This window comes from Xanthobacter tagetidis (assembly GCF_003667445.1).
GTDB classification, from domain to species: Bacteria; Pseudomonadota; Alphaproteobacteria; order Rhizobiales; family Xanthobacteraceae; genus Xanthobacter; species Xanthobacter tagetidis.
Genome location: NZ_RCTF01000015.1, coordinates 10,001 through 36,629, shown reverse-complemented (window position 1 = coordinate 36,629; position 26,629 = coordinate 10,001). Strand labels below are relative to the sequence as shown.

The 26,629-nt window shown below is 67.9% G+C and carries 19 protein-coding genes; 7 read left to right on the top strand and 12 right to left on the bottom strand.

Going from position 1 to position 26,629, the window contains the following annotated elements; genetic code table 11:
- Window positions 1-180: 180 nt before the first annotated feature.
- From gyrB to ftsW, 4 genes are all read right to left on the bottom strand, one after another.
- Window positions 181-2,604, bottom strand: coding sequence for a DNA topoisomerase (ATP-hydrolyzing) subunit B (gene gyrB, locus D9R14_RS16700; RefSeq protein WP_121624480.1), 2,424 nt, complete (start codon window positions 2,602-2,604; stop codon window positions 181-183).
- 296 nt (window positions 2,605-2,900) lie between these two features.
- Entirely contained in the window at window positions 2,901-4,313 is a 1,413-nt protein-coding gene (gene murC, locus D9R14_RS16695) for a UDP-N-acetylmuramate--L-alanine ligase (protein ID WP_121624479.1), read from the bottom strand.
- Window positions 4,310-5,452 carry an undecaprenyldiphospho-muramoylpentapeptide beta-N-acetylglucosaminyltransferase gene (murG, locus tag D9R14_RS16690; protein WP_121624478.1) on the bottom strand — a complete coding sequence of 381 codons (1,143 nt, stop codon included), beginning with the start codon at window positions 5,450-5,452 and terminating at the stop codon, window positions 4,310-4,312. The genes murC and murG overlap by 4 nt, the downstream gene beginning before the upstream one ends.
- 77 nt (window positions 5,453-5,529) lie before the next feature.
- Window positions 5,530-6,741, bottom strand: coding sequence for a putative lipid II flippase FtsW (gene ftsW / locus D9R14_RS16685; RefSeq protein WP_121624477.1), 1,212 nt, complete (start codon window positions 6,739-6,741; stop codon window positions 5,530-5,532).
- A 110-nt stretch (window positions 6,742-6,851) separates the two neighbouring features.
- Here ftsW and D9R14_RS16680 point away from each other — a divergent pair, with 110 nt between their 5' ends.
- The 4 genes from D9R14_RS16680 to D9R14_RS22955 all read left to right on the top strand — a co-directional run bounded on the left by D9R14_RS16680 (window position 6,852) and on the right by D9R14_RS22955 (window position 11,424).
- Complete coding sequence (locus D9R14_RS16680; RefSeq protein ID WP_245420850.1) at window positions 6,852-9,554, top strand: ligase-associated DNA damage response DEXH box helicase; 2,703 nt, start codon at window positions 6,852-6,854, stop codon at window positions 9,552-9,554.
- A 341-nt stretch (window positions 9,555-9,895) separates the two neighbouring features.
- Window positions 9,896-10,216, top strand: coding sequence for a hypothetical protein (locus tag D9R14_RS16675; protein WP_147453054.1), 321 nt, complete (start codon window positions 9,896-9,898; stop codon window positions 10,214-10,216).
- A 6-nt stretch (window positions 10,217-10,222) separates the two neighbouring features.
- Window positions 10,223-10,696 (top strand): hypothetical protein, encoded by a 474-nt coding sequence (locus D9R14_RS16670; RefSeq protein WP_121624475.1) that lies wholly within the window; start codon window positions 10,223-10,225, stop codon window positions 10,694-10,696.
- 191 nt (window positions 10,697-10,887) lie between these two features.
- Window positions 10,888-11,424 carry a hypothetical protein gene (locus D9R14_RS22955; RefSeq protein ID WP_147453053.1) on the top strand — a complete coding sequence of 179 codons (537 nt, stop codon included), beginning with the start codon at window positions 10,888-10,890 and terminating at the stop codon, window positions 11,422-11,424.
- Between the two features lie 61 nt (window positions 11,425-11,485).
- Here the strand turns inward: D9R14_RS22955 and D9R14_RS16665 are convergent, their stop codons facing one another.
- From D9R14_RS16665 to D9R14_RS16655, 3 genes are all read right to left on the bottom strand, one after another.
- Window positions 11,486-11,926, bottom strand: coding sequence for an NfeD family protein (locus tag D9R14_RS16665; RefSeq protein ID WP_121624474.1), 441 nt, complete (start codon window positions 11,924-11,926; stop codon window positions 11,486-11,488).
- 4 nt (window positions 11,927-11,930) lie between these two features.
- Entirely contained in the window at window positions 11,931-12,920 is a 990-nt protein-coding gene (locus tag D9R14_RS16660) for an SPFH domain-containing protein (protein ID WP_121624473.1), read from the bottom strand.
- Between the two features lie 120 nt (window positions 12,921-13,040).
- Window positions 13,041-13,583 carry an arsenate reductase ArsC gene (locus D9R14_RS16655; RefSeq protein WP_121624472.1) on the bottom strand — a complete coding sequence of 181 codons (543 nt, stop codon included), beginning with the start codon at window positions 13,581-13,583 and terminating at the stop codon, window positions 13,041-13,043.
- Window positions 13,584-13,923: 340 nt separating this feature from the next.
- On the opposite strand from D9R14_RS16655, the gene clpB reads away from it, so the two are divergent.
- The 3 genes from clpB to D9R14_RS16640 all read left to right on the top strand — a co-directional run bounded on the left by clpB (window position 13,924) and on the right by D9R14_RS16640 (window position 19,015).
- Entirely contained in the window at window positions 13,924-16,563 is a 2,640-nt protein-coding gene (gene clpB / locus D9R14_RS16650) for an ATP-dependent chaperone ClpB (protein WP_121624471.1), read from the top strand.
- A gap of 135 nt (window positions 16,564-16,698) precedes the next feature.
- Window positions 16,699-18,537 carry an ATP-binding protein gene (locus D9R14_RS16645; RefSeq protein ID WP_121624549.1) on the top strand — a complete coding sequence of 613 codons (1,839 nt, stop codon included), beginning with the start codon at window positions 16,699-16,701 and terminating at the stop codon, window positions 18,535-18,537.
- Window positions 18,538-18,595: 58 nt separating this feature from the next.
- A complete protein-coding gene (locus tag D9R14_RS16640; RefSeq protein WP_121624470.1) occupies window positions 18,596-19,015 on the top strand; it encodes a DUF2267 domain-containing protein in 420 nt (139 codons plus the stop codon).
- Between the two features lie 27 nt (window positions 19,016-19,042).
- Here D9R14_RS16640 and D9R14_RS23165 read toward each other — a convergent pair whose 3' ends face one another.
- From D9R14_RS23165 to D9R14_RS16610, 5 genes are all read right to left on the bottom strand, one after another.
- Window positions 19,043-20,704, bottom strand: a complete 1,662-nt coding sequence (locus D9R14_RS23165) for a hypothetical protein (RefSeq protein ID WP_170168647.1) — start codon at window positions 20,702-20,704, stop codon at window positions 19,043-19,045.
- A 179-nt stretch (window positions 20,705-20,883) separates the two neighbouring features.
- Complete coding sequence (locus tag D9R14_RS16625) at window positions 20,884-21,789, bottom strand: hypothetical protein (RefSeq protein ID WP_121624468.1); 906 nt, start codon at window positions 21,787-21,789, stop codon at window positions 20,884-20,886.
- Between the two features lie 113 nt (window positions 21,790-21,902).
- Window positions 21,903-22,823 carry a hypothetical protein gene (locus D9R14_RS16620; RefSeq protein ID WP_147453052.1) on the bottom strand — a complete coding sequence of 307 codons (921 nt, stop codon included), beginning with the start codon at window positions 22,821-22,823 and terminating at the stop codon, window positions 21,903-21,905.
- A gap of 39 nt (window positions 22,824-22,862) precedes the next feature.
- Entirely contained in the window at window positions 22,863-23,801 is a 939-nt protein-coding gene (locus D9R14_RS16615; RefSeq protein ID WP_147453051.1) for a hypothetical protein, read from the bottom strand.
- Between the two features lie 193 nt (window positions 23,802-23,994).
- The gene (locus tag D9R14_RS16610; RefSeq protein ID WP_121624465.1) at window positions 23,995-25,980 is read right to left on the bottom strand and encodes a M23 family metallopeptidase; all 1,986 of its coding nucleotides are present in this window, start codon (window positions 25,978-25,980) and stop codon (window positions 23,995-23,997) included.
- Window positions 25,981-26,629 lie beyond the last annotated feature (649 nt).

Here is a 26,629-nt window from a genome sequence, read left to right as displayed (position 1 = left end):
GCGGGGCTCTTTTTCGTTTGTTCTCGGGGATGCCCGGCGCAGCCCGACGGCCGCCATTTCCCGCGCGCCGTCATGCTCCGGCTTGACCGGAGCATCCAGTCCTGGGGCGCGAGGGCGGGCCTTCCGGTCAAGCCGGAGGGCGACGGTCCGAGGTTGGGGCGGGGCCGCCGCCCCCAACCCTCACACGTCGACGCTGGCCTTGAGCGCGTTCTCCTGGATGAACTCGCGGCGGGGCTCCACCGTGTCGCCCATCAGGCGGTTGAAGAGGTCGTCGGCCGCGTCCACTTCCTTGATCTTCACCTGGAGCAAGGAGCGGGCGTTCTTGTCGAGCGTGGTTTCCCAGAGCTGGTCGGGGTTCATCTCGCCCAGGCCTTTGTAGCGCTGGAGCGAGAGGCCCTTGCGGCCGGCGTCGGTGACGGCGTCGAACAGGTCGATGGCGCCGAACAGCACGTGCTCGTCGCTTTTGCGCTTGAGCGTCGCTGCGCCGGCGAACACGCCGTCGAGGTCGCGCGTGAGCGCGGCCAGGCGCCGGGCGTCCGGGGAGGCGAGGAAGGCGGCGTCGAGCCGCGCCACTTCCATCACGCCGCGCACGGTGCGCGCGAAGCCGAAGCCCGCCTCGTCGGCGGTGCCGATCCAGCCACGCTCGGTCTCGTCCGCCAGCGCATCGAGCCGGCGCGCCACCTCGGCCACCGCCGCCGCGGCACGGGGGCCGTCGAGCGCCTCGGTATCGAGCGCGCCGGCCAGCGCGGCCTGCTCGGCCACCGCCTTGTTGTAGCGCGGGTGCAGCGCGTTCAGCGCGCCGCGGAACTGGCGCGACACCTCCACCACCGAGGCGAGGTCGGCGCCGGTGCGCACCTCGCCGGCGGCGGTGTGGAGCGAGGCCTCGTCGAGGCCGGCGGTGATGAGATAGTCCTCCAGCGCCCGCTCGTCCTTGAGGTAGGTCTCGGACTTGCTGCGCGCCACCTTGTAGAGCGGCGGCTGGGCGATGAAGAGGTGCCCCGCCTCGACGATCTCCGGCATCTGCCGGAAGAAGAAGGTGAGCAGCAGGGTGCGGATATGGGCGCCGTCCACGTCGGCGTCGGTCATGATGATGATCTTGTGGTAGCGCAGCTTGGCGATGTCGAAATCGTCCCGGCCGATGCCGGTGCCGAGCGCGGTGATGAGCGTGCCGATCTGCTCGGACGACAGCATCTTGTCGAAGCGGGCGCGCTCCACGTTCAGGATCTTGCCGCGCAGCGGCAGCACGGCCTGGAAGGCGCGGTCGCGGCCCTGCTTGGCGGAGCCGCCGGCCGAATCGCCCTCGACGATGAAGATTTCGGACTTCGCCGGGTCGCGCTCCTGGCAGTCGGCGAGCTTGCCGGGCAGGGAGGCGACATCCAGCGGGCTCTTGCGCCGGGTGAGGTCGCGCGCCTTGCGGGCGGCCTCGCGGGCGGCGGCGGCTTCCACCACCTTGCCGATCACGTTCCTCGCCTCGGCCGGGTTCTCCTCGAACCAGTTGCCGAGCGCCTCGCCGACCAGGCTCTCCACCACCGGGCGGACCTCGGAGGACACGAGCTTGTCCTTGGTCTGGGAGGAGAATTTCGGGTCCGGCACCTTCACCGAGAGCACGGCGGTCAGGCCCTCGCGGCAATCCTCGCCGGTGGGGTCCACCTTCTCCTTCTTGGAGATGCCGGACGCGTTGGCATAGCCCAGCACCTGCCGGGTCAGCGCGGCGGCGAAGCCCGTGAAGTGGGTGCCGCGGTCGCGCTGGGGGATGTTGTTGGTGAAGCAGAGCACGTTCTCGTGGTAGCCGTCGTTCCACGAAAGCGCGGCCTCAACCGTGATGCCGTCCTTCTCGGCGCGGATCACCACTGGCTTCGGGATCAGCGCCGATTTCGAGCGGTCGAGATACTTCACGAACGCCTCGACGCCGCCCTCGTAGTGCAGCTCCTCGCGCTTCGGCTCCGGGCCGCGCGCGTCGGTGAGCACGATCAGCACGCCCGAGTTCAGGAACGCCAGCTCGCGCAGACGGTGCTCCAGGGTGGCGTAGTCGAACTCGATGCGGGTGAAGGTCTGAGGCGAAGGCGTGAACGTCACCTTCGTGCCGCGCTTGCCGGCCGGCGCGGGTCCCACCACCTTCAGCGGCGCCTCTGCGTCGCCGTGGCGGAAGCGCATGAAGTGCTCCCTGCCGTCGCGCCAGATGGTGAGGTCCAGCGTCGTGGACAGCGCGTTCACCACCGACACGCCCACGCCGTGGAGGCCGCCGGAGACCTTGTAGGAATTCTGGTTGAACTTACCGCCCGCGTGCAGCTGGGTCATGATGACCTCGGCGGCGGAGACGCCCTCCTCCGGGTGCAGGTCGGTGGGGATGCCGCGCCCGTCGTCGGTCACCGTCACCGAGCCATCGGCCTCCAGCGTGACGGTGACCTCCTTGGCCCAGCCGGCCAAGGCCTCGTCGATGGCGTTGTCCACCACCTCGTAGACCATGTGGTGCAGCCCCGAACCGTCGTCGGTGTCGCCGATATACATGCCCGGACGCTTGCGCACCGCATCCAAGCCCTTGAGGACCTGAATGGATTGCGCGCCGTAGTCGTCGGGGGAGGCGGCGGGGACGGGTTCGACCATGCTGGGTTTCTCGAATCGATGCGTCTTGATTGCGCAAATCTAGCGCAAAGGCGCGGTCATTTGGTGGCGAAAGGGCTGTGGAACAAGGAATATCGCCATCTTTAGGGCGATCGTCCGAAGCTGCATCCCTATGCCACGGGGCCAAGGAGGATTAGCGGTGCCACCGCACCATTTTCAAGTGAAACGGTATCTTGTAACCGCTGTATCGCGCAAGTGACCCGACGACCCGGCCGGGATGCGCGGCTGCTCGGGCCAAGCCCAAGCATGACGGAGGATGGGCGCGCTCGCCCCTCCGCTCACGCCGCCGGCTTGATGGCCTGGAGCTCGCCCGGCAGCGTATAGGCCCACTGGGTGATGTTGCCGGCGCCGAGGCAGATCACATAGTCCCCCGGCCGGGCGATGCCGGCGACGAGGGGCGCGAGGTCCTGCGGCCCGTCGAGCGCCGTCACGCTCCTGTGGCCGTGGGCCACGAGGCCGGCCACCAGATGGTCGCGGTCGGCGCCCGCCACCGGCTGCTCGCCGGCGGCATAGACCGGGGCGACGATGACGTGGTCGGCATCGTTGAAGCAGGTGCAGAATTCGTCGAACAGCGAGGCCAGCCGGGTGTAGCGGTGCGGCTGCACCACGGCGATCACCTGTCCATCGCTGGCGGCGCGGGCGGCGCGCAGCACCGCGGCGATCTCCACCGGGTGGTGGCCGTAATCGTCGAAGATGGCGGCGCCGTTCCACTCCCCGGTGCGGGTGAAGCGCCGCTTCACGCCGCCGAAGCGCGAGAGCGCCTCGATGATCGCCGCGTCCGGCACCTTCAGCTCGTGCGCCACCGCAATGGCGGCAGTAGCATTGAGGGCATTGTGCTTGCCCGGCATGGGAAGGCGCAGGCCCTTGATCTCGTGCACCACGCCGCCGGCGCGGTTGCGGAACACCACGCCGAACTTGGTGACGCCGCCCTTGAGGTCCACGTCCACCAGGCGCACGTCCGCCTGCGGGTTCTCGCCATAGGTAATGACGCGCCGGTCCTCGATGCGGCCAACCAGCGCCTGCACCACCGGGTGGTCGATGCACATCACCGCGAAGCCGTAGAACGGCACGTTCTCCACGAACGCCTTGAACGCCTCCTGCACCTTGTCGAAGGTCTTGAAGTGGTCGAGGTGCTCGGGGTCGATATTGGTGACGATGGCGACCTCGGTGGGCAGCTTCAGGAAGGTGCCGTCGCTCTCGTCCGCCTCCACCACCATCCACTTGCCCTGGCCGAGATGGGCGTTGGTGCCGTAGGCGTTGATGATGCCGCCATTGATCACGGTGGGGTCGAAGCTGCCCGCGTCCAGCAGGGTCGCCACCAGTGAGGTGGTGGTGGTCTTGCCGTGGGTGCCGGCGATGGAGACGCAGCTCTTCAGCCGCATCAGCTCGGCCAGCATCTCGGCCCGGCGCACCACCGGCAGGCGCTTGGCGCGGGCGGCGGCGAGTTCGGGATTGTCGCGCTTGATGGCGGAGGAGACCACCACCACCTCGGCCTTGCCCAGATTGGCCGCGTCGTGGCCGATGAAGACGGTCACGCCGTGCTCGCGCAGGCGCTTGACGTTGGCGCTCTCGGCGGCGTCCGAGCCCTGCACCGTGTAGCCGAGATTGGCGAGCACCTCGGCGATGCCGCTCATGCCGATGCCGCCGATGCCGACGAAATGGATGGCTCCGAGGCCGGACGGCAGCTTCATGCGCGCGGTTCCTTGATGGTCTTGTCCTTGAAGGTCTTCACCGTGCCGCCGCCGGCGAGGTGCTCGATCAGGTCGCCGAGGCGCTCGGCGGCGTCGAGCACGCTCTGGCTTCTGGCCTTATCGGCCATCCGCGTCAATGCGTCGGGTTCGCCGGCAAAGGTGTGGATCTCGAGCGCCAGCCGCTCGGGGTCGAACTCCACCTGCCGCAGCACCCTGGCGCCGCCCACCTCGGCCAGCGTCCGGGCGTTGGCCGCCTGGTCCTGGTCGAGCGCGTGCGGCAGCGGCACCAGGATCGACGGCCGGCCGATGGCGGAAAGCTCCGCCACCGTGCCGGCGCCCGAGCGGGAGACGACCAGATGGGCGGCGGCCATGCGCGCCGGCAGGTCGTCGAAGAAGGTCGCGATCTCGGCCGCGACGCCGAGCGCGGCATAGGCCGCGCGCACCCGGTCCGCATCCTCCTCGCGCGCCTGCTGGACCACCTGGAGCCGGCCGCGCAGCGCGCCGTCGAGCAGGCCGATGGCATCGGGCACCACGTCGGACATGACGCGCGCGCCCTGGCTGCCGCCGAACACCAGGAGCCGCAGGGGGCCGCCGGGCAGCGGCGGATCGTAGGGGATGGCGGCGGCCGCCACCGCCGCGGGGCGCAGCGGATTGCCGGTCCATACCGCCTTCGCGTCGAGCACCGGATCGGCGCGGCACAGGCCGGGGAAGCCGGTGGCGATGGCGCCGACGCGGCGCGCCAGCATGCGGTTCGCCCGGCCCATGACGCCGTTCGCCTCGTGCAGCGCCGAGGGCACGCCGCAGATCGACGCCGCCAGCAGGGGCGGCACGGTGGGATAGCCGCCGAAGCCCACCACGCAGGCGGGCTTCAGCCGCCGCATCAGGGCGAGCCCGGAGACCAGGCCCGAGACCAGCGCGATGCCGGTGCGCGCCAGCGAGACGGCGGAGCGCCCGCGCACCGTGTCCGCCGGCAGCACGTGCAGCTCGCGCGCCGGGAAGTGGCCGGCATAGCGCGCGGCGCGGGCATCGGTGGCGAGGTCGACCGTCAGGCCGCGCGCCGTGAGCACGCCGGCCAGCGCCTCGGCGGGAAAGAGATGGCCGCCGGTGCCGCCGGCGGCGAGAAGCACGAGCTTGCTCACGGTTGTGGTCCTCTGCCGGGTCCTGCGCGGATACCCGGCGCCGTTCTACCCCGGCGCGCGCCGGGGCGGAAATCGTCTCAGGAGGCGGCCGGGACCGGCTGAGGGCCGGCGGTCGGCGTGGCGGTCGGCGTGCCCTGGGGCTCCACCTTCCGGCGCGGCTCACTGAGGGCTGCGAGCGCGGCGGCGCCGGGCCGCTTGCGCGACAGCGCGATCAGCATGCCCATGCCGAAGGCGAGCGAGATCAGCGAGGAGCCGCCATAGGAGATGAAGGGCAGCGTCATGCCCTTGGCGGGCGCGATGTGCACGTTCACCGCCATGTTGATGGAGGCCTGGAGGCCGAACAGCAGCGTCAGCCCGGTGATGGCGAAGCGCGCGAACGGGTCGCTCTCGTCCATGGCGCGGCGGAGCGAGCGCAGGATGATGAAGGCGAACAGCGCCAGGATGATGAGGTTGAGGATGATGCCGAATTCCTCGCCCGCCACCGCGAAGACGAAGTCCGTGTGCCCGTCGGGCAGCATGCGCTTCACGGTGCCCTCGCCCGGCCCGGTGCCGAACCAGCCGCCGTTGCGGAACGAGTTGAGCGCCGCCTCGATCTGGTAGGTGTCGCCGGAATCCGGGTTGATGAAGCGGCTGATGCGCTTCTGCACGTGCGAGACCGACAGATAGGCGATGACGCCCGCGCCGACGCCCGCGCCGGCAAGGCCCACCATCCAGATCCAGCGCAGCCCGGCGAGGAAGAACAGCGCGCCCCAGACGAGGCAGATCAGCAGGCTCTGGCCGAAATCCGGCTGCATCACCAGCGGGACGAGCACGCTCGCCAGGAGCAGCATGGCGAGCGATTGCGCCGGCATTTCCGGCCGCTTGGAGCTTTCGGCAAACAGCCAGGCGGCGAGGATGACGAAGGCCGGCTTGATGAACTCGGACGGCTGCACCGTGATGCCGGCCACCGTGAGCCAGCGCCGGGCGCCCTTCACCTCGGGGCCGAACACCAGCGTCGCCAGCAGCAGCACGAAGAACAGCGCGAACACGCCGATGGCGGTGCGCCGCAGCGCGCGGGGCGTGAGGAAGGAGGTCGCCAACAGCACGCACACCGCCGGGACGAGGAACAGGAGCTGGCGATTCACGAAGTGGAACGGATCGTCGATGCCGATCCGCGCCGTGACGGCGGGACTCGCCGCGAGGGACAGGATGATGCCAATGATCATCAGGCCGAAGAGGGCGGCGAGCAGGGCCCGGTCCACCGTCCACCACCATTCGCTGAGGACGGTCCGGTCGGCGCGGGACATCATGGGACTTGGCTACTCCACGCGGGAACTGACGGCGCACTGTGCGCGAAGACGGTTGACGGGCCATTAAGGCGGCCATCGCGAAACCGCCGGGCACATCCTATCTTCCAGGCGTGTCCCATGCCGCGCCCAGGGCCGAGGCTGCCCTTCCCCCCGTGTTCCGCCAGTGGTTCCGCGCGCGCGGCTGGGCCCCCCGCGCGCACCAGCTCGATCTGATCGACGCCGCGGCCGCCGGCCGCTCGGTTCTGCTCATCGCCCCCACCGGCGCCGGCAAGACGCTGGCCGGATTCCTGCCGACCTTGATCGAACTGAGCCGCCCGAAGGCGAAGGGACGACGGGAGGGGGCGGCCCCCGCCCCTGTTCGCCCTCCTCAGCCCTCCCCCGCAAGCGGGAGAGGGAGCCCAGTCGATTCCAGCACCGAAAGCTCTCTCCCGCTTGCGGGGGAGGGTTGGGAGGGGGCCACGCCCGGAGCGGACGACGGCTCCCCTGTCCCGTTCTCCCGCTGGCAGGCGGAGCGGCCGCCCTCGCCGCTGCACACGCTCTATATCTCGCCGCTGAAGGCGCTGGCGGTGGACATCGCCCGCAATCTCGAAGCCCCGGTTTCCGAGATGGGCCTTCCGGTCCGGGTCGAGACCCGCACCGGCGACACCCCGTCCTCGCGCCGCCAGCGCCAGCGGCGCGACCCGCCCGACATCCTGCTGACCACGCCGGAGCAGATCTCGCTGCTGCTCGCCTCCAAGGATGCCGAGCACCTGTTCTCGGGCCTCAAGCGGGTGGTGCTGGACGAACTGCACGCCCTCGTCACCTCCAAGCGCGGCGACCTCCTGGCGCTGGCGCTCGCCCGCCTCCGGGCGATCGCGCCCGGGCTGCAATGCGTCGGCCTTTCGGCCACCGTCGCCGAGCCGGACGATCTTCGGCGCTATCTGGTGCCGCAAGGCGCCGGCGCGCCGCTCGCCGATCTCGTGGTGGCGCAAAGCGGGGCGGCGCCGGACGTCGCCATGCTGGAAAGCCGGGCGAAGATGCCCTGGGCGAGCCACACCGCGCACCATGCGCTGGCCGAGATCTACGAGCTGATCGGGCAGAACCGGCTCTCGCTGGTGTTCGTGAACACCCGCTGGCAGGCCGAATTCCTGTTCCAGGAGCTGTGGCGCATCAATGACGCCAGCCATCCCATCGCGCTGCATCACGGCTCGCTCGCGGTGGAGCAGCGCCGCAAGGTGGAGGCCGCCATGGCGGCCGGGCGGCTCAAGGCGGTGGTGGCCACCTCCTCGCTCGACCTCGGCATCGACTGGGGCGATGTGGACCTCGTCATCAATGTGGGCGCGCCCAAGGGCGCCTCGCGCCTGATGCAACGCATCGGCCGCGCCAACCATCGGCTCGACGAGCCGTCCCGCGCCGTGCTCATTCCCGCCAACCGCTTCGAGGTGCTGGAATGCCGGGCGGCGCTGGAGGCGGTCAAAGCGGGGGCGCAGGACACCCCGCCCGAGCGGCAGGGCGCGCTGGACGTGCTGGCCCAGCACATCCTCGGCATGGCCTGCGCCGCGCCGTTCGACGCCGACGCGCTCTATGGCGAGGTGACCTCCGCCGCCCCCTACCGCGCCCTGTCGCGCGCCGATTTCGACGCGGCGGTCGCCTTCGTCGCCACCGGCGGCTATGCGCTGAAGGCCTATGAGCGCTACGCCAAGATCCGCCGCACCAAGGACGGGCTGTGGCGCGTCGCCAATCCCATGATCGCCCAGGCCTACCGGCTGAACGTGGGCACCATCGTCGAGGCCGCCATGCTCAAGGTGCGCCTGGTGTCGGCGCGCGGCGCGGCCAAGACCGGGGTGGCGGGGCGGGTGCGCTTCGGCGGGCGCATGCTGGGCGAGGTGGAGGAATATTTCGTCGAGACCATGGTGCCGGGCGACACCTTCGTCTTCGCGGGGGAGGTCCTGCGCTACGAGGCGCTGGTGGAGGACGAGGTCTATGTCTCGCGCACCACCGCGAAGGAGCCGCGGGTGCCGGCCTATGCCGGGGGCAAGTTCCCGCTCTCCACCTTCCTAGCCGCGGGGGTACGCGCCTTGCTCTCGGCGCCGGAGCGCTGGCCGGCGCTGCCGGCGCAGGTGCGCGACTGGCTGGAGCTGCAGCGCGCGCGCTCGCGCCTGCCGGGCCGCGACGACCTGCTGGTGGAGACCTTCGCGCAGTCCGGCCGCTACTATCTCGTCACCTATCCGTTCGAGGGGCGGCTCGCCCACCAGACGCTGGGCATGCTGCTGACCCGGCGGCTGGAGCGGGCGCGGCTGAAGCCCATGGGCTTCGTCGCCAACGACTATGCGCTGGCGGTCTGGGCGGCCGGCGACATGGGGGCCGCGGTGTCCCAGGGCCGGCTCTCGCTCGCCGAGCTGTTCGACGAGGACATGCTGGGCGACGATCTGGAGGCGTGGCTTGCCGAGAGCGCGCTGATGAAGCGCACGTTCCGCCACTGCGCGGTGATCGCCGGGCTGATCGAGCGGCGCTTTCCCGGCAAGGAGAAGACCGCGCGGCAGGTCACGGTCTCCACCGATCTAATCTATGACGTGCTGCGCCGGCACGAGAGCGACCACCTGCTGCTGCGCGCCGCGCGGGCGGACGCCGCCACCGGCCTCCTGGACGTGAAGCGGCTCGGCGAGATGCTGGCGCGGGTCAAGGGGCGGATCGTGCACCAGCCCCTGGAGCGCGTCTCCCCGCTCTCGGTGCCGGTGCTGCTGGAGATCGGCCGCGAAAGCGTCGCCGGCGAGGCCAACGAGGCGCTGCTGGCGGAGGCGGAGGAGGAGCTGATCCGCACCGCCGTGGGGTGAGGAAGCGGGGACCATCCGGCCGGGGGTTGAGAAAATTTTACCGTCGTGTCCCGCCCCGCGCGCGCCGCCGCCCCGCGCGGGGCGGGACACGTCTGCGCGCCGCGGCCTCATCGGGATACCGCGCTCGCAATCGTTGTTTTTCAGATACTTGCGCCGCGCCGGGCAGGCCGCGGGAAAACCAGTGGAGGCGGCGCCGCGCGCCAAATGCAAATGCCAAGCTTGGCGTGCTGTGCTCGCCAGCGTTGTTGAATCGCGCCGAATGCACAACCGGTATGCTTGATTTATCGGGCCAGGGGCGCTCAATATCCTGGGTTGCGTGAACAGGGATTGGAATCAATACAATGAGCCGAAGACTTTTTGCCGTCGCACTTCTGGCGCCGGCATTGCTGCTCGCGCAGGCCGCCCCCAGCGCCGCGCGCATGAGCTCGGGCGCCGCGGCCGTGACGGCGGGCATCGTCGGCCTTGCGGTCGGCGCGGCCATCGCCGACAGCGCGCACCGCAACACCTATGTCTACGGGCCGCCGCCGCCGCCCGTCTATGTGCCGCCGGCGCCGTTCTCGCCGGCCTCCAACGTGGTCTGCTATCCGGGCCAGCGGGCCTGCTACTACAACGGCGGCGCCTATGCCGCCGATTGGACTTGGCGCGTCTACGGCAGGAACTGAGATCCCATGACCATGCTCAAGCCTCTGCGCGGCGCGCTCCTCGCCCTCGCGCTTTCCGCCGCCGCCTGCGCCCCCGCGCTCGCCCAGTCGGCCGCCCCCCAGTCCGGGGCCGCGCTTCCGGACGACGACCGGATGGACAATGCCTGGAACGACCTTCTCGAATCCGAGAACGGCCTGCTTCCGGGGCCGCAATACACCGCGCTCAACAATCTCGCCTATCAGGCGGCGATCGTGCGGGTGTGCGACGGCTACACGCTCGACACCGAGACCTTCGGCAAGGGCATCGCCGGCGTCCTGACCAGCCCGGACAAGGACTTCAACGAGAAGCAGGAGAAGGAATTCGGCGCCGCCGTATTGGTGGCCTTCGGCGCCCGCTACGGCCTTTTCCTGGCCGAGGGCAACGGCGACAAGAAGGACTTCTGCGACGCCGCCGCCAAGTTCAAGGCGACGCCCGGCGACGTGCCGCTGTTCCTGAAGTGAACTGACGGGATTGAGGGGACGGGGCGCTCGGCGATGGCCGGGCGCCCTGTTTTTTGGGGCGAAGGCTTTGGATGTCCCAGCTCAGTTCCATAGGGTCGGTGATGACCCATTGCCGACGCGAATGCAGTGACCACCATCCTGCCGCCTGTTACACGTTATGCCCACGTTTGTGACAGCGACTTCGGCTCGACATGTTTGCCCTAAAGCTACTCCACGCCGCGCTCGCCTATATGGTTGTGTCGGTGATTTTTTTCGGCAGCGTAGGTCAGCCACTTAATTTGGCTGCTTTGGCAATTCTCTGGCCTGATAGGCTTGGCCTTCCCCTTTGGGGTTGGATCGCTGTTCTGTGCCTCGCAGCCTCCACGCTGATCTTTGCAATCCCCCTTACAAGCCCGACTGCTCGCGTGTTCCGGCTACCGATGTTTGTGGCACTTGCGATTGTCCTGCCGACGACGATAGTGGGTCTCTATGCGGACAGCGAGCGGCGCCGCGGGGTTCGCGCTTTCGGAGCAGACGAAGTCGAAGAGAACTCGTTCTTCACATCCATCCGCGAGGCTCCACAAGATTTTCAGTTCGTTCTCCACACGGCAGCCCTCAAAGGCTGCACGCCTTACGCATGGAGCTATCGGACACAGTCATTCTACAAATTGCCGCCGGACGCTGCGGTCAATGTGTTGCCGCAGCGGTGGATCGCAAAGTGCGGCATTGCCCGGACCGAGCGTCACTGACTAAAATCGGACCTGCCCCCAACGCGTCCGCTTCCGGCCAATCCCAGCAGCCGATCACCCCCTACGCCCGCTCCACCCGCAGCGTCGCGCCGTCCACCGCCACCACCTTCACCGCCTGTCCGGCCGAGGTGTCCGGGCCCTCGATGCGCCAGACCGAATCGTCGATGCGCACCTGGCCGACGCCGGCGAGGATGGGCTCGTCGAGCACGAACACCCGGCCGATGAAGCCTTCCGCCCGCCGGTTCAGGAACGGCTTGTCCGACGCCTTGCCCGGCGCCGGGGAGATGCGGCGGCCCACCAGCACCGCGGCCACCGCCAGCGCGGCGAAGATCAGCACCTCCATCTGCCAAGTGAGGTCGATCACATAGGCGAGCACGCCGGTGACGAGGGCGGCGATGCCGAGCCACAGCAGGAAGGCGCCGGGCGCGGCGATCTCGGCCAGCAGCAGCACGCCGCCGAGCACGAACCACGCCCACGGCCCGAGATCGGTGAGGAGGCCCATGGCCTCACTCCGCCGGCGGCGGGCTGGCCGGGCCGGTGGGCCGGCGCGTGCCGGGCGCCGGCGTCCGCGCCGCCTCCGCGCCGAACGCGCTTCTGGCGATCTCGCCGATGCCGGCCAGCGAGGAGAGCAGCGCCGTGCCCTCATAGGGCATCAGCACCACCTTCTGGTTCGGCGCCGCGCCCAGGGTCTCGAACGCCTTCACGTACTTCTCGGCGATATAATAATTGAGCGCCGCCGGATCGCCCGCAGTGATCGCCACCGAGAGCATCTGCGTCGCCTTGGCGTCGGCCTCGGCCAGGCGCTCGCGCGCCTCGGCGTCGCGGAAGGCGGCCTCGCGCCGGCCCTCGGCCTGCAGGATCTGCCCCTGCTTCTGGCCCTCGGCCTTGAGGATCTCCGACTGGCGCTGGCCCTCCGCCTCCAGGATCACCGCGCGCTTCTCGCGCTCGGCCTTCATCTGCCGCGCCATGGCGTTCACCAGGTCCTTGGGCGGCACGATGTCCTTGATCTCGATGCGGTTGATCTTCACGCCCCACGGCGCGGCGGCGGCATCCACCACCCGCAGCAGGCGCTCGTTGATCTCGTCGCGGTGCGAGAGCAGCTGGTCGAGGTCCATGGAGCCCATGACGGTGCGGATGTTGGTCATGGTCAGCGCCAGGATGGCGAGGTCGAGCTGCGCCACCTCGTAGGAGGCCCGCGCCGCATCGAACACCTGGAAGAAGGCGACGCCGTCCACCGAGACGGTGGCATTGTCCTTGGTGATGACCTCCTGGGTGGGAACGTCGAGCACCTGCTCCATGACGTTCACCTTGTTGCCGATGCGGTCGATGAACGGGACGATGAGGTTCAGCCCCGGCATCAGCGTCTTGGTGTAGCGGCGGAAACGCTCGACCGTGTACTGGTAGCCCTGCGGCACGGTCTTCACGCCGGAGAACACCACGGCGACGGCGAGCACCAGCAGGACGAGGACGAAGAGGTTCGGGCCGAAATCGATCATGGGCGCCCCCAATCGCGCCCCGATGGCGGGGCTGCCGCGCCGATATGGTCATGGCCAATGCGGCGCGGCAAGGGCGCGGGGCTCGGAGCCGCGCCGCAGGGACGTCCGGTCGGCCGGCGGTCAGCCGGCGGCGGCCGCGCCGCGGGTGGTGCCTTCCATCATCCCGATCTCCTTCAGGTGCATCTCCAGCGCCAGGCGGTCGAGGCTCGCGAGCGGCAGGTTGGCGAACACCGCGATGCGGTTCTTCAGGTGGCGGAACGCCTGGTTGAAGGCCGCGCCGCGGTCCATCTCGCCGCCGTCCACCTTGGCCGGGTTCTCGATGCCCCAATGGGCGGTCATGGGATGGCCGGGCCAGATCGGGCATTCCTCGTCCGCCGCGTCGTCGCAGACGGTGAAGACGAAGTCCATGTGCGGCGCGTCGGGGCCGCCATAGACGTCCCAGCTCTTCGGGTGCAGCCCCTCGGTGGAATAGCCCAGCCGCTCCAGGGTCTCGATCGCCATGGGATGGGTCTCGGCATCCGGGCTGGTGCCGGCGGAGAAGGCATGGAAGCGGCCGGCGCCGTCCTTGTTGAGGATCGCCTCGGCCATCAGCGAGCGGCCGGAATTGTGGGTGCACAGGAACAGGACATTGTACGCGCGGTGCGGTTCGGCCGAGCTCGACATGAGGTCCTCCCAGGGCGCCCGTGAGCCGGGCACACGCCATCCGCCCCCGGAGCCGGCGGCCGCGCGGGAGCGGAACCTTATAGCCACGCTGTTCGAAGCTTTTGTGTCGGTGCCGCCCGGCGCCTCGGACCCGGGCCGGATCAATGACGGGCCGGCGCGTTGCGGAGAAATTCCACGGCGGGCCGGGCGCCCCCCTTCCGTTGCCGCGGGGCCACACCCACATGAGCGACAGCGCGGGTGTGGTCCATCCGCGCGGCGGTAGCCGGGGATGCCGGTGCCGTGCCCCAGCGTGCCGCCGTGCTTCTCGAAGGCGGCCGGCGCGAGAAGGAGGAACAGACACATGAATTTCGAGATCTATACCGAGCGCGCGCGGGGCTTCGTCCAGTCCGCCCAGTCGCTGGCGGTCCGCGAGGGCAACCAGCAGTTCACGCCGGAGCACCTCCTGAAGGTGCTGATGGACGACCCCGAGGGCCTGTGCTCCGGCCTGATCCAGCGCGCGGGCGGCAATCCCACGCTGGTGCGCGCCGATGTCGAGGCCGCGCTCAAGAAGCTGCCCAAGGTGCAGGGCGGCTCGGGCCAGGTGTACCTGTCCCAGCAATTGGCCAAGGTGTTCGAGACCGCCGAGCAGGCGGCCAAGAAGGCGGGCGACGGCTATGTCACCGTCGAGCGGCTGCTGCTGGCCCTCGCCATCGAAAAGGACACCGAGGCGGGCAAGATCCTCGCCAAGGCCGGCGCCACGCCGCAGGGCCTCAACGCCGCCATCGAGGCCCTGCGCAAGGGCCGCACCGCGGACAGCGCCACCGCCGAGAACGCCTATGACGCGCTGAAGAAGTATGCCCGCGACCTGACCCAGGCCGTGCGGGACGGCAAGCTCGACCCGGTGATCGGCCGCGACGAGGAGATTCGCCGCACCATCCAGGTGCTGGCGCGCCGCACCAAGAACAACCCCGTGCTCATCGGCGAGCCCGGCGTCGGCAAGACCGCGATCGTGGAGGGCCTCGCCCGCCGCATCGTGGACGGCGACGTGCCCGAGAGCCTGAAGGACAAGAGCCTGCTCTCGCTCGACATGGGCTCGCTCATCGCCGGAGCGAAATATCGCGGCGAATTCGAGGAGCGTCTGAAGAGCGTGCTCTCCGAGGTGGAGAGCGCGGAAGGCGGCATCATCCTGTTCATCGACGAGATGCACACCCTGGTCGGCGCCGGCAAGACCGACGGCGCCATGGATGCGTCCAACCTCTTGAAGCCTGCCCTGGCCCGCGGCGAGCTGCACTGCGTCGGCGCGACCACGCTCGATGAATACCGCAAGCACGTGGAGAAGGACGCCGCGCTCGCCCGCCGCTTCCAGCCCGTCTTCGTTTCCGAGCCCACGGTGGAGGATACCGTCTCCATCCTGCGCGGCCTGAAGGAGAAGTATGAGCTGCACCACGGCGTGCGCATCACCGACAGCGCGCTGGTGTCTGCGGCGGTTCTCTCCAACCGCTACATCACCGACCGCTTCCTGCCCGACAAGGCCATCGACCTGGTGGACGAGGCGGCCTCGCGCCTGCGCATGCAGGTGGACTCAAAGCCCGAGGAGCTGGACAGCCTCGACCGCGAGATCATGCGTCGCAAGATCGAGCAGGAGGCCCTGAAGAAGGAAACCGACAGCGCCTCCAAGGACCGCCTGAAGCGCTCCGAGAAGGAACTGGCGGACCTCGAGGAGAAGGCCGCCGTCCTCACCTCCAAGTGGAAGTCCGAGAAGGAGAAGCTGGGCGAGGCGACCACCGTCAAGGCCAAGCTCGACCAGGCGCGCGCCGACCTCGCCACCGCGCAGCGGCAGGGCGAATACCAGAAGGCCGGCGAGCTCACCTATTCGGTGATCCCGCAGCTGGAGAAGCAGCTCGCGGAGCTGGAGAAGGCGGGCGCGGCCGGCGGCATGGTGGAAGAGGCGGTGACGCCCAGCCACATTGCCGGCGTCGTCTCCCGCTGGACCGGCGTGCCAGTGGACAAGATGCTCGAAGGCGAGCGCGAGAAGCTCCTGCGCATGGAGCTGGAGCTGGCGAAGCGCGTGGTGGGCCAGTCGGAGGCGGTGGCCGCCGTCTCGACCGCCGTGCGCCGCGCCCGCGCCGGCCTTCAGGACCCGAACCGGCCCATCGGCTCGTTCCTCTTCCTCGGCCCCACGGGCGTCGGCAAGACGGAGCTGACCAAGGCTTTGGCCGAGTTCCTGTTCGACGACGAGACGGCGATGGTGCGCATCGACATGTCGGAATACATGGAGAAGCACTCCGTGAGCCGGCTGATCGGCGCCCCTCCCGGCTATGTCGGCTATGACGAGGGCGGGGCCCTCACCGAAGCGGTGCGGCGCCGGCCCTATCAGGTGGTGCTGTTCGACGAGGTGGAGAAGGCGCATCCGGACGTGTTCAACGTCCTCCTGCAGGTGCTCGACGACGGGCGCCTGACGGACGGGCAGGGCCGCACGGTGGACTTCCGCAACGTGCTCATCGTCATGACCTCCAACCTCGGCGCCGAATTCCTCGCCGATCCGCGCCAGCCCATGGGCTTCAAGGTGCCCGGCAAGGAGGGCGAGGAGGTGGTGTCCGACGAGGAGGCCTACGACCTGGTGATGGGGGCCGTGCGGCGTCACTTCCGCCCGGAATTTATCAACCGGATCGACGAGATCGTCATGTTCCACCGCCTGAAGCGGGACCAGATGGACACCATCGTGGACATCCAGATGGGCCGGCTGCGCAAGCTCCTGGAGGATCGCAAGATCACCATCGAGATCTCGCCCGAGGCGCGGCACTTCCTCGGCGACAAGGGCTACGACCCGGCCTATGGCGCGCGCCCCCTGAAGCGCACCATCCAGAAGCTGGTGCAGGACCCCCTCGCCGAGAAGATCCTCGGCGGCGAGATCCTCGACGGCGCCAAGGTGAAGGTGGGGCTGGCCGACGGCCACCTGACCTTCACCAGCGAGGCCGCGAAGGTGGATCAGGCGGCCTGAGGGGATTGGGCTCTAGGGTGTGAGGACGGACCCCCGGCGTGCGAACGCCGGGGGTTTTTTTGTGGGGCGCGCGTGTGATGTTTGGGACTTTGGTGCAGCATTGCCTGCCGATGAATGACCCGCTAGATAAAGCGCATGGCACGGATCAACCTCAAGAAATTCATTGCTGAACACTACAAGGGTGGCGTCACAGCGCGAGACGTGATCCGTGAGGGTGTGACGAATTCGATTCAGGCAGGTGCAAGAAACATCTCTGTCGACCTGAGTTTTGATCGCCAGATGGGGCTATTTGGCGAAGATGTCCGAAATGTCCTTGACAAAATAGTTATAGAAGATGACGGCGAAGGATTTACAGAAGATAATCTTAATTACTTCGATGAAATCTGCACCGGACATAAAGATGATATCGGGGGTAAGGGCGTTGGTCGTTTAGCCTTTCTTAAGTACGCCCACCGCGTGGAGGTCCGAAGCCAGCTTGTGAACGGTTTGGTTGAGTTTCGGTATACTCCAGATTTTACCCCGGCGGACGTTCGTAAAACGCCCTCGAATGGCCTGCCTCGGACAACAATAACGATTTCGGAATTGAAGGAAAAAATAAATACTCAAGTCGCAAAGCTTGTTAATTCAATGTGCGACGACCTTCGTCTTCTTTTGTTTCTGAAAAAACAATCTGGACATATTGTATCAATCAAATTCACTCACAATAGTCAACAGCCTTTTTCGGAATATTTCGTCTTCTCGGGCGGTGATATTGAAGCTAAAAAAACATGGAATTTTGATTTAGATGGTGAAATATTTGAGTGTTATCTTTTTCGTGACGATGCGCCGCGTAAAGGTATTGTGGCGATGCTCTGCGCGGATGAGGTTTGCGTAGAAGAGCTGCAAATAAGTAGGCGATTTGACATCTGTAGATATACTATTTCCGTTACATCATCATATTTAGATAGGGCGTCTAATTTAGGGCGTAAGCAGCTCGAGATTCCTAAGACCGATTCCGATGTAGACATGATTTTAAAAATAAGTAGAGATTCTCTATTTTTGCGCATTCGTAATGAGTGCATGTCGGTGATTAAAGAATCTGGGTATGGGGATATCGAGTCATTCAAAGCATCAAATATTGATAAATTGAAAAAACACTACCCATTCATCGATGTTAAATCTTTGGGGGGAGACGCGGCTATGTTGGATGCTGACGAGATTGTTAAGGTTTATCGCGCGCAGCAGGCGCGGCGGGAAGACCAGCTCGTTGAAGCAATGGAGGACGGGCGCTACGTCTCATTTGACGATGTTTCGCATCTCGCGAGCGATGATCTTGCCCGTTTTATCGTTCACCGAGCTTTGGTTATTGATTCACTTGCGAAGATGCCGCGTGATGCAGCCGAGGATGCGCTTCATAATGCAATTTTGCGCAAGCATAGTGATGGGAATGACATTCGAGAAAACAATGTTTGGTTGGTAGATGATAAATTTCTATCTTATAGCAGCATATATAGTGACGAGACGCTTGCAAAAATAGTTCGAGAAGTTGGCGTTGATACCGAATCAAAGCAAAGACGAAAGCCAGATGTTGCTGCCTTCTATTCGAGGGACAATGAGGGGAATCCAAACAAACTTGTTATCATTGAATTTAAAAAGAAAAGCGCTGATATTTTTGAAAATAACAAATCTCTAGTTCAATGTAGGCTTTATGCAAATGAACTTATCGACCGGATTAGGACGATAAGAGAGGTTTTTGCTTTTGCTGTCGTCGAAATAGACGACGAATTTTACAGAGATATGAAAAATACCGGATTTAAAGATGTGTTTTCATTAAGTGAGCGTGTCGTTTATAATGATTTTGTCATTGGATCCAGAGGCGGTGTGCCTTTACATCTTTATGTGGTGCCCGCCGCCTCCTTGATTGTCGACGCTAAGGCGCGAAATCGCGTCTTCGAAGAGGTCTTGCGGTTCAATATGGACGAGAAAGCTCCGTAAGACTGGTACAGCCCGAGCCAATGGCTCCGTCGTCGCTCCTCACTCCCACCAACACGATATGCCCATCCCCCTCGACCTCCAACACGCCACCGAACAGTTCGACCGCTTTCTCGCAGACGCGCGGGATACGGCCGGCCTTGGCACGCGCAATCAGGCCTACACCATGGTGGAGGGGGTGCTGGCGGTGTTCCGGCGGCGGTTGTCGGTGGAGGAGGCGATCCGCTTTGCGGGGGTGCTGCCGCCCGTGCTGCGGGCCATCTTCGTGGCGGACTGGGACCCGGCCGAGCCGCGGCGGCCGTTTGCGGATCGGGCGGCGCTGACGGCGGAGGTGCAGGACCTGCGCCGGCACCACAATTTCGCGCCGGCCTCCGCCATCGCCGACGTGGCAGCGGCGCTGCGGCGGAACATGGACGAGGACACTCTCGACCGCGTCCTCGCCGCCCTCCCCGAGGGCGCCGCCGACTACTGGAAAGCCTAACTCCCCTATTTCCCCCGCCCCACCCCCTCAATAGGCCTGCAGCGGCAGAATCCCGCCGGGGCCGACCATCAGGCCCCAGGTCTCGTCGGCGCGCACCTCGATTTCGTCGGTCTCGGTCTTGCCGCCGACCTTGATCGCATAGCGGTATTTGCCCGGCGCGAGGTCGAGCATCGGGCCGTCCGGCGCCTTGGTGCCGGCATTGGCGGGAACCTTGATGGTCTTCTTGTCGAAGGTGAGCGTCGCCGCCTGCGGCTCGATGTTGCCGAACATCACCCGCGCCTTTCCGGGCGGCGGGAGGATGCCGGCCGCCTTCGCCGCCTCGGGGTTCCTCAGCGCGAGATTGACCGTCGTCTCGCTGCCCTTGCGGCCGAGCTTGAGCACCGCCGGCCCCTCGGGCGTGGTGAAGCGCAGGGTGGCGGCGTCGGCCGCGACCGTCCGGCCCTCGGCCTCCTCCTTCCAGCCGCGCTGGCCCAGCTCGCGCCGGTAGAAGTCGAGCACCACGGCCAGATCCATGGGCACGCCGGCATTGAGCTCGCGCCGGAACGGGGTCTTGGTCGCCTCCGACATGGTGAGACGCTTGGGCACCGGCAGCCCGCCGCGCTCCTCGGCCACGAGGTCTTCCGGCGCGGGGGGCGGCGCGCTCGCCGCGCGGGCGTCCTTGGCCGGCGCGGGCCGGTCCGGCTTCGCGGCGGCCACAACGAGGCCGGAGCCGCGCGCGGTCACGTTGGTGTTCGGCCCCATCCGCATGACCGTGATGGAGATGTCCTTGCCGGATTTGGATGCGTCGAGCTGCACCATGTTGGCATTGCTGATGACGCCCGGCTTCGCGCGCCATCCTGACTGCGCGAGGGCGGAGCGGAAGAAGTCCGCGACCGCCTTGACCTCGGACGGGCTCGAAAAGCTCAGGGTTCCCTTCTCGCCGTCGAAATCGACGCTTTGCGCCGTCTCCGGCAGGGGAACCGGCGTCGCGGTGCCGGCGAGCGGGCGCAGCGCCGCGACGCCTCCGTCGCCCGATGGGGGCGCAGCGGGTGCAGAGGGTATTTTGGCGCCGGGCGCCATCTGCTCGGCCTCGCGCATCATCTGCTGCGCCTGCTTCAGCATGTCTCCGGCCCCGCCGAAGCCGGGCATGCCGGCGCCCGGCGCGCCAAGGCCGGGCGGGGTCTGCGGCTTCGGCCGGTTGAGCTTCTCCACCAGGCTGACGGCGGTGAGGCCCTCCTGGCGGGCCAGCTTCAGCGTCGCCGTGCCCTCGGGGAGGATGTAGGCCACCACCGCCTGTTCCGGGCCGATGGCGGTGCCGCGCGCGTCCTCCTTCCAGCCGAGGGCGGCCAGCGCGCCGCGATAGAAGGAGAGCACCGCATCGAGGCTGGCCAGGACCTCGGCATGGATGTCCCGCCCGGTCGCGTAATTGGTCCCGCCCGCGCCCTTGCGCGGACGCGGCACCGGCAGGCCGAACACGTCCCCGCCGGGCTCGACCGATTGGGCGGCGGCGCCGGGCGCGCCCGGCGCCGCCGCCGTCCGCATTCTCGCGTCAAAGCCGTCCGCGGCCATCTGGCCCGGCATCTGGGCGCGCGCGGTCCCGATGTCGAGGATCGTTGAGGCGAAACCCAGCGCGAGGATCGCGCCGAGCGCCAGTCCATAGCGGCGGCGGTCACTCCGCCGCGCGGTGAAGCACGCCGTTGGCCCCATCATCCTTGCCTCCCGTCCCGGATTGCCGGCCGACAGGCGAAACAACCTGCCGGTCCCGCGGCCGATCCATCGTGGCGACCCGGCTTCCGGAAAAGCGGAGTCCGGCGACTCTGGCGATGCCCCTGCTTTATTTCAAGCGGATTTCGCCCCGGTGCCGGTAGGCGGCCGCTCCGGGCCGCTCCTCACTTGCCCCGCATCACGTCGAGCATCGCCTCGGCCCGCTTTCCCGCCTCGGCGAGGAAGGGCTTCCCGGCGGCCTCCTTCATGAAGCAGAGCCGGTAGGCGTGGGAGGCGTCGTCCTGGGCCCGGAAGCCTTCTTCCCAGCGCGGATCGTCCTCCTTGCCGGACTTCTGGACCTCTTCGAGCAACGCATCGGCCTTCGCCGAAGCGGCCTTCCAGGCCGCGTCGCACGCCGGCATCTCGGGCACCTTCACCGCCGCGTCCGCCGAAGCGACGCTCACGCGCCCATCGGCGATGCGGGTGACGACGACGGTGTCGGGCGGCGCATTGCCGGCGATGTCCTGCGAGAACAGCCCGAGTGCCGCATGCACCGTCTCGCCCGGATTGGCGGCGGGGGCGAGTTCCGCATAATTGGAGAAGGCGGCGTCCCGGCTCACGGTGAGGGTGTAGAAGAATTCGTCGCCGGTGGCGGCCTTGATGCCGTCCTTGAACGCGGCCGGGGCGCCCTCGTCCTTGGCGCGCGCGGCGAGCCAGTCGGCGAAGACCGGCTCGGGCGAGACCAGGATGTAGGTCGCGCCCTCCTCGTCCATGAAGACCATCCCATCCGGGGAATCGGAGCCCAGTTCGTCGCGCACCAGCGTCTCGGGCGAGAAGATGGGCTTCTGGTTCAGGCCCTTGAACTTGAGCGGCCCCAGCATCGCCGTCATGCGCTTCTGAAGATCCTTGCGGCCGGTGTCCTCGATCTTGGCGATCTGCGCATCGCTCTTGCCGCCCTGCACGGCGGCATCCACCGCAGCCACCGCCTTGTTGCGGGCGGCGATATAGTCCTCGGCCGGTCCCGCCTGCGCGGGCAGGCCGGCGGCGAGAAGGAGGGCGCAGGCGAGCAGCGTGGGGGCCGTGCGGTGCATGGGAGGCTCTTGGCGGTTTGCGGTGCCGGCATCATTCCAGCGCGACGGTGAACGGAGGATGAAGGAGCGCGGCCGGCGGGGCGGGGCCGCGCCCCGCTCCCGGCCCCGCGGCGTCAGTTGCTGCGGGCGTTGGCGAGCAGGGCCTCGGCGCGCTTGACGGCGGCGGCGAGGAAGGGCTTGCCGGCGGCTTCCTTGGCGAAGCAGGCGCGGAAGGCGAGCGAGGCGTCCACTTCGGCGCTGTTCGCCTGCGCCCAGCGCGGATCGTCCTGGTTCTTCGACTTCTCCGCGGCGGTGCGCAGCGCCTGCGTCTTCGCGTCCGCCGCCTTCCAGGCCTTGTCGCAGGCGGGCAGGGCGGTGATGCCCAGCTCCACGGCGGAGGTGCCGACCGCGACCCGGCCGTTCGCCACGCGGGTGACGACCACCGATTCGGGCAGTGTGTTGGCGGGCAGGTCCTGGCTGAACAGGCCGATGGCCGCCCGCACCGTCTCGCCCTCCGCCGCCGTCACCGGCAGGTCCATGTAGCGGGAGAAGGCCGCCTCGGAGCCGATGGCGAGGGTGTAGAAGTCATCGCTCGCGGTCGCCGCCGCGATGCCCCGACTGAGGGCCGGGGCGGCGCCCTCGCCCTTCGCGCGCGCCGCCAGCCAGTTGGCGAACACCGGCTCCGGCGACACCAGAAGGTAGGTGCTGGAATCCTCGTGGGCGAACAGCAGGCCGTCCGGCCCGCCGGAATCGATGTTGCCCTCCAGCAGGGTGCCGGGCGAGAAGGTGGCCGTGAACCCCTTCATGCGGAGCGGGCCGATAAGCGCCCTCATCTTCTGCTCCAGCGCTTTGCGGTCGGCGGCGTCGCGCTTCTCCAGAACTTCGGGGCTGGTGCCGGCCTTCTCCGCCGCCACCAGCGCCGCCACGGCCTTGTCCCGTGCGGCGATGTAATCCTCGGCCGGTCCCGCCCCGGCTTGGCCGGCCGCGGCCATGGCAAGGCCCAGTGCAAGCACCAAAGCGGTTCCAATCGGCAGGCGTCGCGCGGGGCGGGTCATGTCAGATCTCCGGTGTGGGTGAGGGCGGGACGCAGGCGCTCACTGGCCGCGGGCGGTCGCCAGGAGGCCTTCCGCCCGCTTTACGGCGGCTGCCATGAAGGGCTGGCTGGCGGCTTCCTTCGCGAAGCAGGCGCGGAAGGCGTTTGACCCCTCGTCCTGGATCTTGGTGATTTCGTCCCAGCGCGGGTCCTGCTCCTTGTTGTCCTTCTCCACCGCCTTCTGCAGCGCGTCGGCCTTGGTCTGGAAGGGCTTCCACACCGCCTCGCAGGCGGCGATGGGCTTGGCGCCGAGCTTCGCGATGGTGATGCCGGCCATGGCCTTGCCGTCCGCGATGCGCACGATGGCGATCTCGTTGGGCATGGTGTTGCCCGGGGGGCTGTCGACCTGCTGGCCGAGCACCGCATAGGCCTCCTCCCCGGGCGCCGCGGCGACGGGAAGCTCCATGTAGGGCTGGAAGAACCCGCCGTCGAAGCCGATGGCCTCGCCGTAGAACTCGCTGGTGGTCATGGCCGCCTTCACGCCCTTGCCCAGTTCCGCCGGGGCGCCCTCGTCCTTGGCGCGCGCAGCGAGCCAGGTCCGGAACACGCTGTCCGGCGTCACCACGATGCGGGTGTTGAAGTCCTTGTCGGCGAACCTGAGGCCGTCGAGCTGGCGCGCCGGGTCGCTCTCGCCGTAGACGAACACGTGCATCGAATATTCGGGCGCGCCGAGACCCTTGAACTTCAGGGGGCCGAGCACTGCGGCGAGGCGCTTGGCCAGATCCTTCATGGCCGCCTCCTCGCGCTTCATCACCGCTTCGTCGCCGCTCTTGCCGGCCTTGGCCGCGGTGATCGACTGGGCGATGGCCTTGTCGCGCGCCGCCACATAGTCGCTGAGGGCGTCCGCCGCGGCCGCGGCAGGCAGGCCTGCGGCAAGCAGGAGCGCGAAAGCGAGCGGGCGTACCAAACCTGTGAGTGAGCCTCTGACTGAGCCGCTCATGGGGGATGTCCTGGGGCATGATTGCAGGGCGAGGTGCCCGGTTGCAGCGGTAGCGCAACAGTGCCCAAGGTCAAGCTCGAATTGTGGCGGTTTGCAGCCCGGCGCTCAGTCCCAAACGCCTGCGGCCAAAGATTTTTCGCGCCCGGTGCGACAAGGGGAGGTTGGAGGTATCCGGCGGCTCGAGCCGCCGGCCTCAATTGCTCGCGGCCTTGGTGCGCGCGCTCGCGGCGATGCCTGCCACCTTCGGCGGCACCGGGGCGTGGTTCAGCAGGGCATCCACGCGCTCGCGCTCCTTGCGGAACTCGGCCAGGAAGCGGCCGTCCAGCGCCCGCCCGCGCGGCAGCTTGATGCGCATGGGATCGACGAAGCTGCCGTTGATCTTCACCTCGTAATGCAGGTGCGGCCCGGTCGAGAGGCCGGTGGAGCCGATATAGCCGATCAGCTGCCCCTGGCGCACCGTCGCGCCCTGGCGGATGCCCTTGGCGAAGCCGGACTGGTGCGAATAGGTGGTGACGTAGCCATTGGCGTGCTGGATCTCGGTGTGCTTGCCGTAGCCCGACTTCCAGTTGGCATAGGTGATGGTGCCGTTGCCGGCGGCATAGATCGGGGTGCCGACGCTGTCGGCCCAGTCCACGCCGGTGTGCAGCTTCGAATAGCCGAGGATGGGGTGGCGGCGGTAGCCGAACGGCGAGCGCATGACGCCCCCCGCCATCGGCTTGCGCACCAGGAACTTCTTCGCGCTCTTGCCGTCCTCGTCATAGTAGTCGACCAGGCCGTCGTCGGCGGTCTGGAAGCGGTAGTAGCGCCGCTGCTCGCCGGTGATGGTCAGCGCGGCGTACAGCACCTCGTTGGAACTGGTGCCGTCGTCGGAATAGAGCACCTCGAAATTGTCGCCCGGCCGCACCCGGCGCTGGAAGTCCACGTCGAAGGAATAGACGCGGATGATGTCGGCGATCACGTTGCGCGGCACGTCATTGCGCAGGCAGGTCTCGTAGACGCTCTCATAGAGGCGGATGCCGGGCCCGCTGTCGTCGTCGACCTCCTCGGAGACGCCCGCCATCTCGGTTTCGGACGGCTCGGCGACGGAGACGTAGCGCCCGAGATCGGACAGCGCCACCGTGCCCTCGTGCCCGGCATCGGAGAAGATCGAGACGCGCAGGGCCTGGACGTTCTTCGCGGCGTTCTCCTGGAGCAGCATGCGCAGGCGCAGGCCGTCGCTCACGGCGCCGTCGCGTCCGCGCCCGAACACCCCGGCGAGCGCGCGGGCCTCCTGCTGGGGCACGCCGTTGTCGGTGAGAATGGAGACGATCGTCTCGCCCTTCTTCACCACGGCCGTCCGCTCGGACCAGTCGTTTCCGCCCGAAGTCTCGGTCGAGCTCTTCGGCACGAAGCTCATGTTGTCGACGCCCGCCGGCATCGGGAAGGCGCTGTCGCCCTCGACCGCATAGGCGAGATAGGGCGCCGCCGGCGAGAAGCGCGGCGCGCCGGTGATGGCGGCGGGCAGGCCGGCGCTCGGCTGCAGCCGGGCAAGCTCGGCCACCTCGCGCACCTTGATGAGCACGCTCTCCATCGGGGTGGGCGCGCCGAGCTTGGCGCTGGCCGGCACCTGCGAGAGTTCGCGCATCACCACCGTGACCTCGCCGGTGGGTTCGGTCTGCGGGGCGGCGCCCTCCTCGTCCTTCATGGATTCGGAGACGATCTGCGTCGGGTTGAACCGCGGGATGTCGGTCGACACCGAGGTCGCCGTCATGGCCAGGTTGGCGGCGACGCGGGTGAAGGGGCGCACCTTGATGATCTCGCGGTCGCCCATCTTGGTGGTGGTGGAGACGCGGAAGGTCTGGCGCGCGTTGGAGGCCTCGGCCAGCAGCGACATGCGATCGCCCTTGCGGGCCGCGTTCGACGGGCGCTCGCCGGCGGCGAGGGCGCCGCGGATGGCGGCGCGCACCTTCTCGGGCATCAGCGCGAAGCGGTATTCGCCTTCAAGCGCGGCATAGACCGCGCCGCCCATGAGGAAGGTGCCGCACAAGGCGGTCAGCAGCGTGGCGGCGAACCAGCGGACCGAAACCCGGCGACGGTCGATCTCCTCCTCGTCGCCGTCGACGCCGAGCGGCGGATCGTCTCCGAGCCCGGCGGCGCTCGAGGCGTCTCGCCAGGCACCCGCTGATCGTCGTTGAACCAATGTCCGTCCCTTCAGCGATGGAGCGCGCGAGCGGCGCGACCCGGCTAGCCCCTGGAGGACGCGGCGCACAGATCAGGTCGACTTGCGCGTCGGCGGCCCTTGAGATCGGAGATGGAGCCCGCAACGAACGGCGCGTGCTCCAGACGTGCGCAGGACCATGCCCCGCCTCCCTTCCTGCGTCAACGCGCCGAAGCACTGCCGCAGGTCGGGAGGGGGATGTTGAGCCGGCAGACGCGGCAAAACCAAGGCGGCGCGGCGTGCGGCGGATGCAGCCGGCCCAAACCCTTGCAAGGGGCCGCTTTGAAGCCGCTCGCCGCGCTTCTCTCTCGCGCGCGCGCTCGCACGCGAATCAATCACAAACATGCCGGCCCCTTCTGCCCGCCGCCGGGCATGGCGTGCGCGTCGGCGCCGCGCCGGGCGCGCGCCCACGGGGGCGATGGGTCCTCCCTGGGCGCTTCGCCACGGAATTGGAGATCCTGGCGCGTGCCCGGGCGCGATGTGCGGACGGGGGCTGGCGCAGGGGCGCTACGCCGGATGCGGCGTAGCGCCGATTCCTCCGCGTCCGACGCGCGAACCGCAGGGCGCGGGCCTCCAGGGAGGGAAATTTCGGCTCTCGGAAGAGAAATTTCGACGTTGAGGCGTCCCCAGA

Coding starts and splice junctions, on each gene's coding strand:
- D9R14_RS16655 (WP_121624472.1), bottom strand. CDS start 13,583: ATGTCGAGCTCGGCCGAACCGCACCGCGCGTACAATGTCCTGTTCCTG.
- ftsW (WP_121624477.1), bottom strand. CDS start 6,741: ATGATGTCCCGCGCCGACCGGACCGTCCTCAGCGAATGGTGGTGGACG.
- gyrB (WP_121624480.1), bottom strand. CDS start 2,604: ATGGTCGAACCCGTCCCCGCCGCCTCCCCCGACGACTACGGCGCGCAA.
- D9R14_RS16665 (WP_121624474.1), bottom strand. CDS start 11,926: ATGGGCCTCCTCACCGATCTCGGGCCGTGGGCGTGGTTCGTGCTCGGC.
- D9R14_RS23165 (WP_170168647.1), bottom strand. CDS start 20,704: ATGATGGGGCCAACGGCGTGCTTCACCGCGCGGCGGAGTGACCGCCGC.
- D9R14_RS16645 (WP_121624549.1), top strand. CDS start 16,699: ATGGCACGGATCAACCTCAAGAAATTCATTGCTGAACACTACAAGGGT.
- clpB (WP_121624471.1), top strand. CDS start 13,924: ATGAATTTCGAGATCTATACCGAGCGCGCGCGGGGCTTCGTCCAGTCC.
- D9R14_RS16620 (WP_147453052.1), bottom strand. CDS start 22,823: ATGACCCGCCCCGCGCGACGCCTGCCGATTGGAACCGCTTTGGTGCTT.
- D9R14_RS16660 (WP_121624473.1), bottom strand. CDS start 12,920: ATGATCGATTTCGGCCCGAACCTCTTCGTCCTCGTCCTGCTGGTGCTC.
- murC (WP_121624479.1), bottom strand. CDS start 4,313: ATGAAGCTGCCGTCCGGCCTCGGAGCCATCCATTTCGTCGGCATCGGC.
- D9R14_RS16615 (WP_147453051.1), bottom strand. CDS start 23,801: ATGAGCGGCTCAGTCAGAGGCTCACTCACAGGTTTGGTACGCCCGCTC.
- D9R14_RS16625 (WP_121624468.1), bottom strand. CDS start 21,789: ATGCACCGCACGGCCCCCACGCTGCTCGCCTGCGCCCTCCTTCTCGCC.
- D9R14_RS22955 (WP_147453053.1), top strand. CDS start 10,888: ATGTTTGCCCTAAAGCTACTCCACGCCGCGCTCGCCTATATGGTTGTG.
- D9R14_RS16670 (WP_121624475.1), top strand. CDS start 10,223: ATGACCATGCTCAAGCCTCTGCGCGGCGCGCTCCTCGCCCTCGCGCTT.
- D9R14_RS16675 (WP_147453054.1), top strand. CDS start 9,896: ATGAGCCGAAGACTTTTTGCCGTCGCACTTCTGGCGCCGGCATTGCTG.
- D9R14_RS16640 (WP_121624470.1), top strand. CDS start 18,596: ATGCCCATCCCCCTCGACCTCCAACACGCCACCGAACAGTTCGACCGC.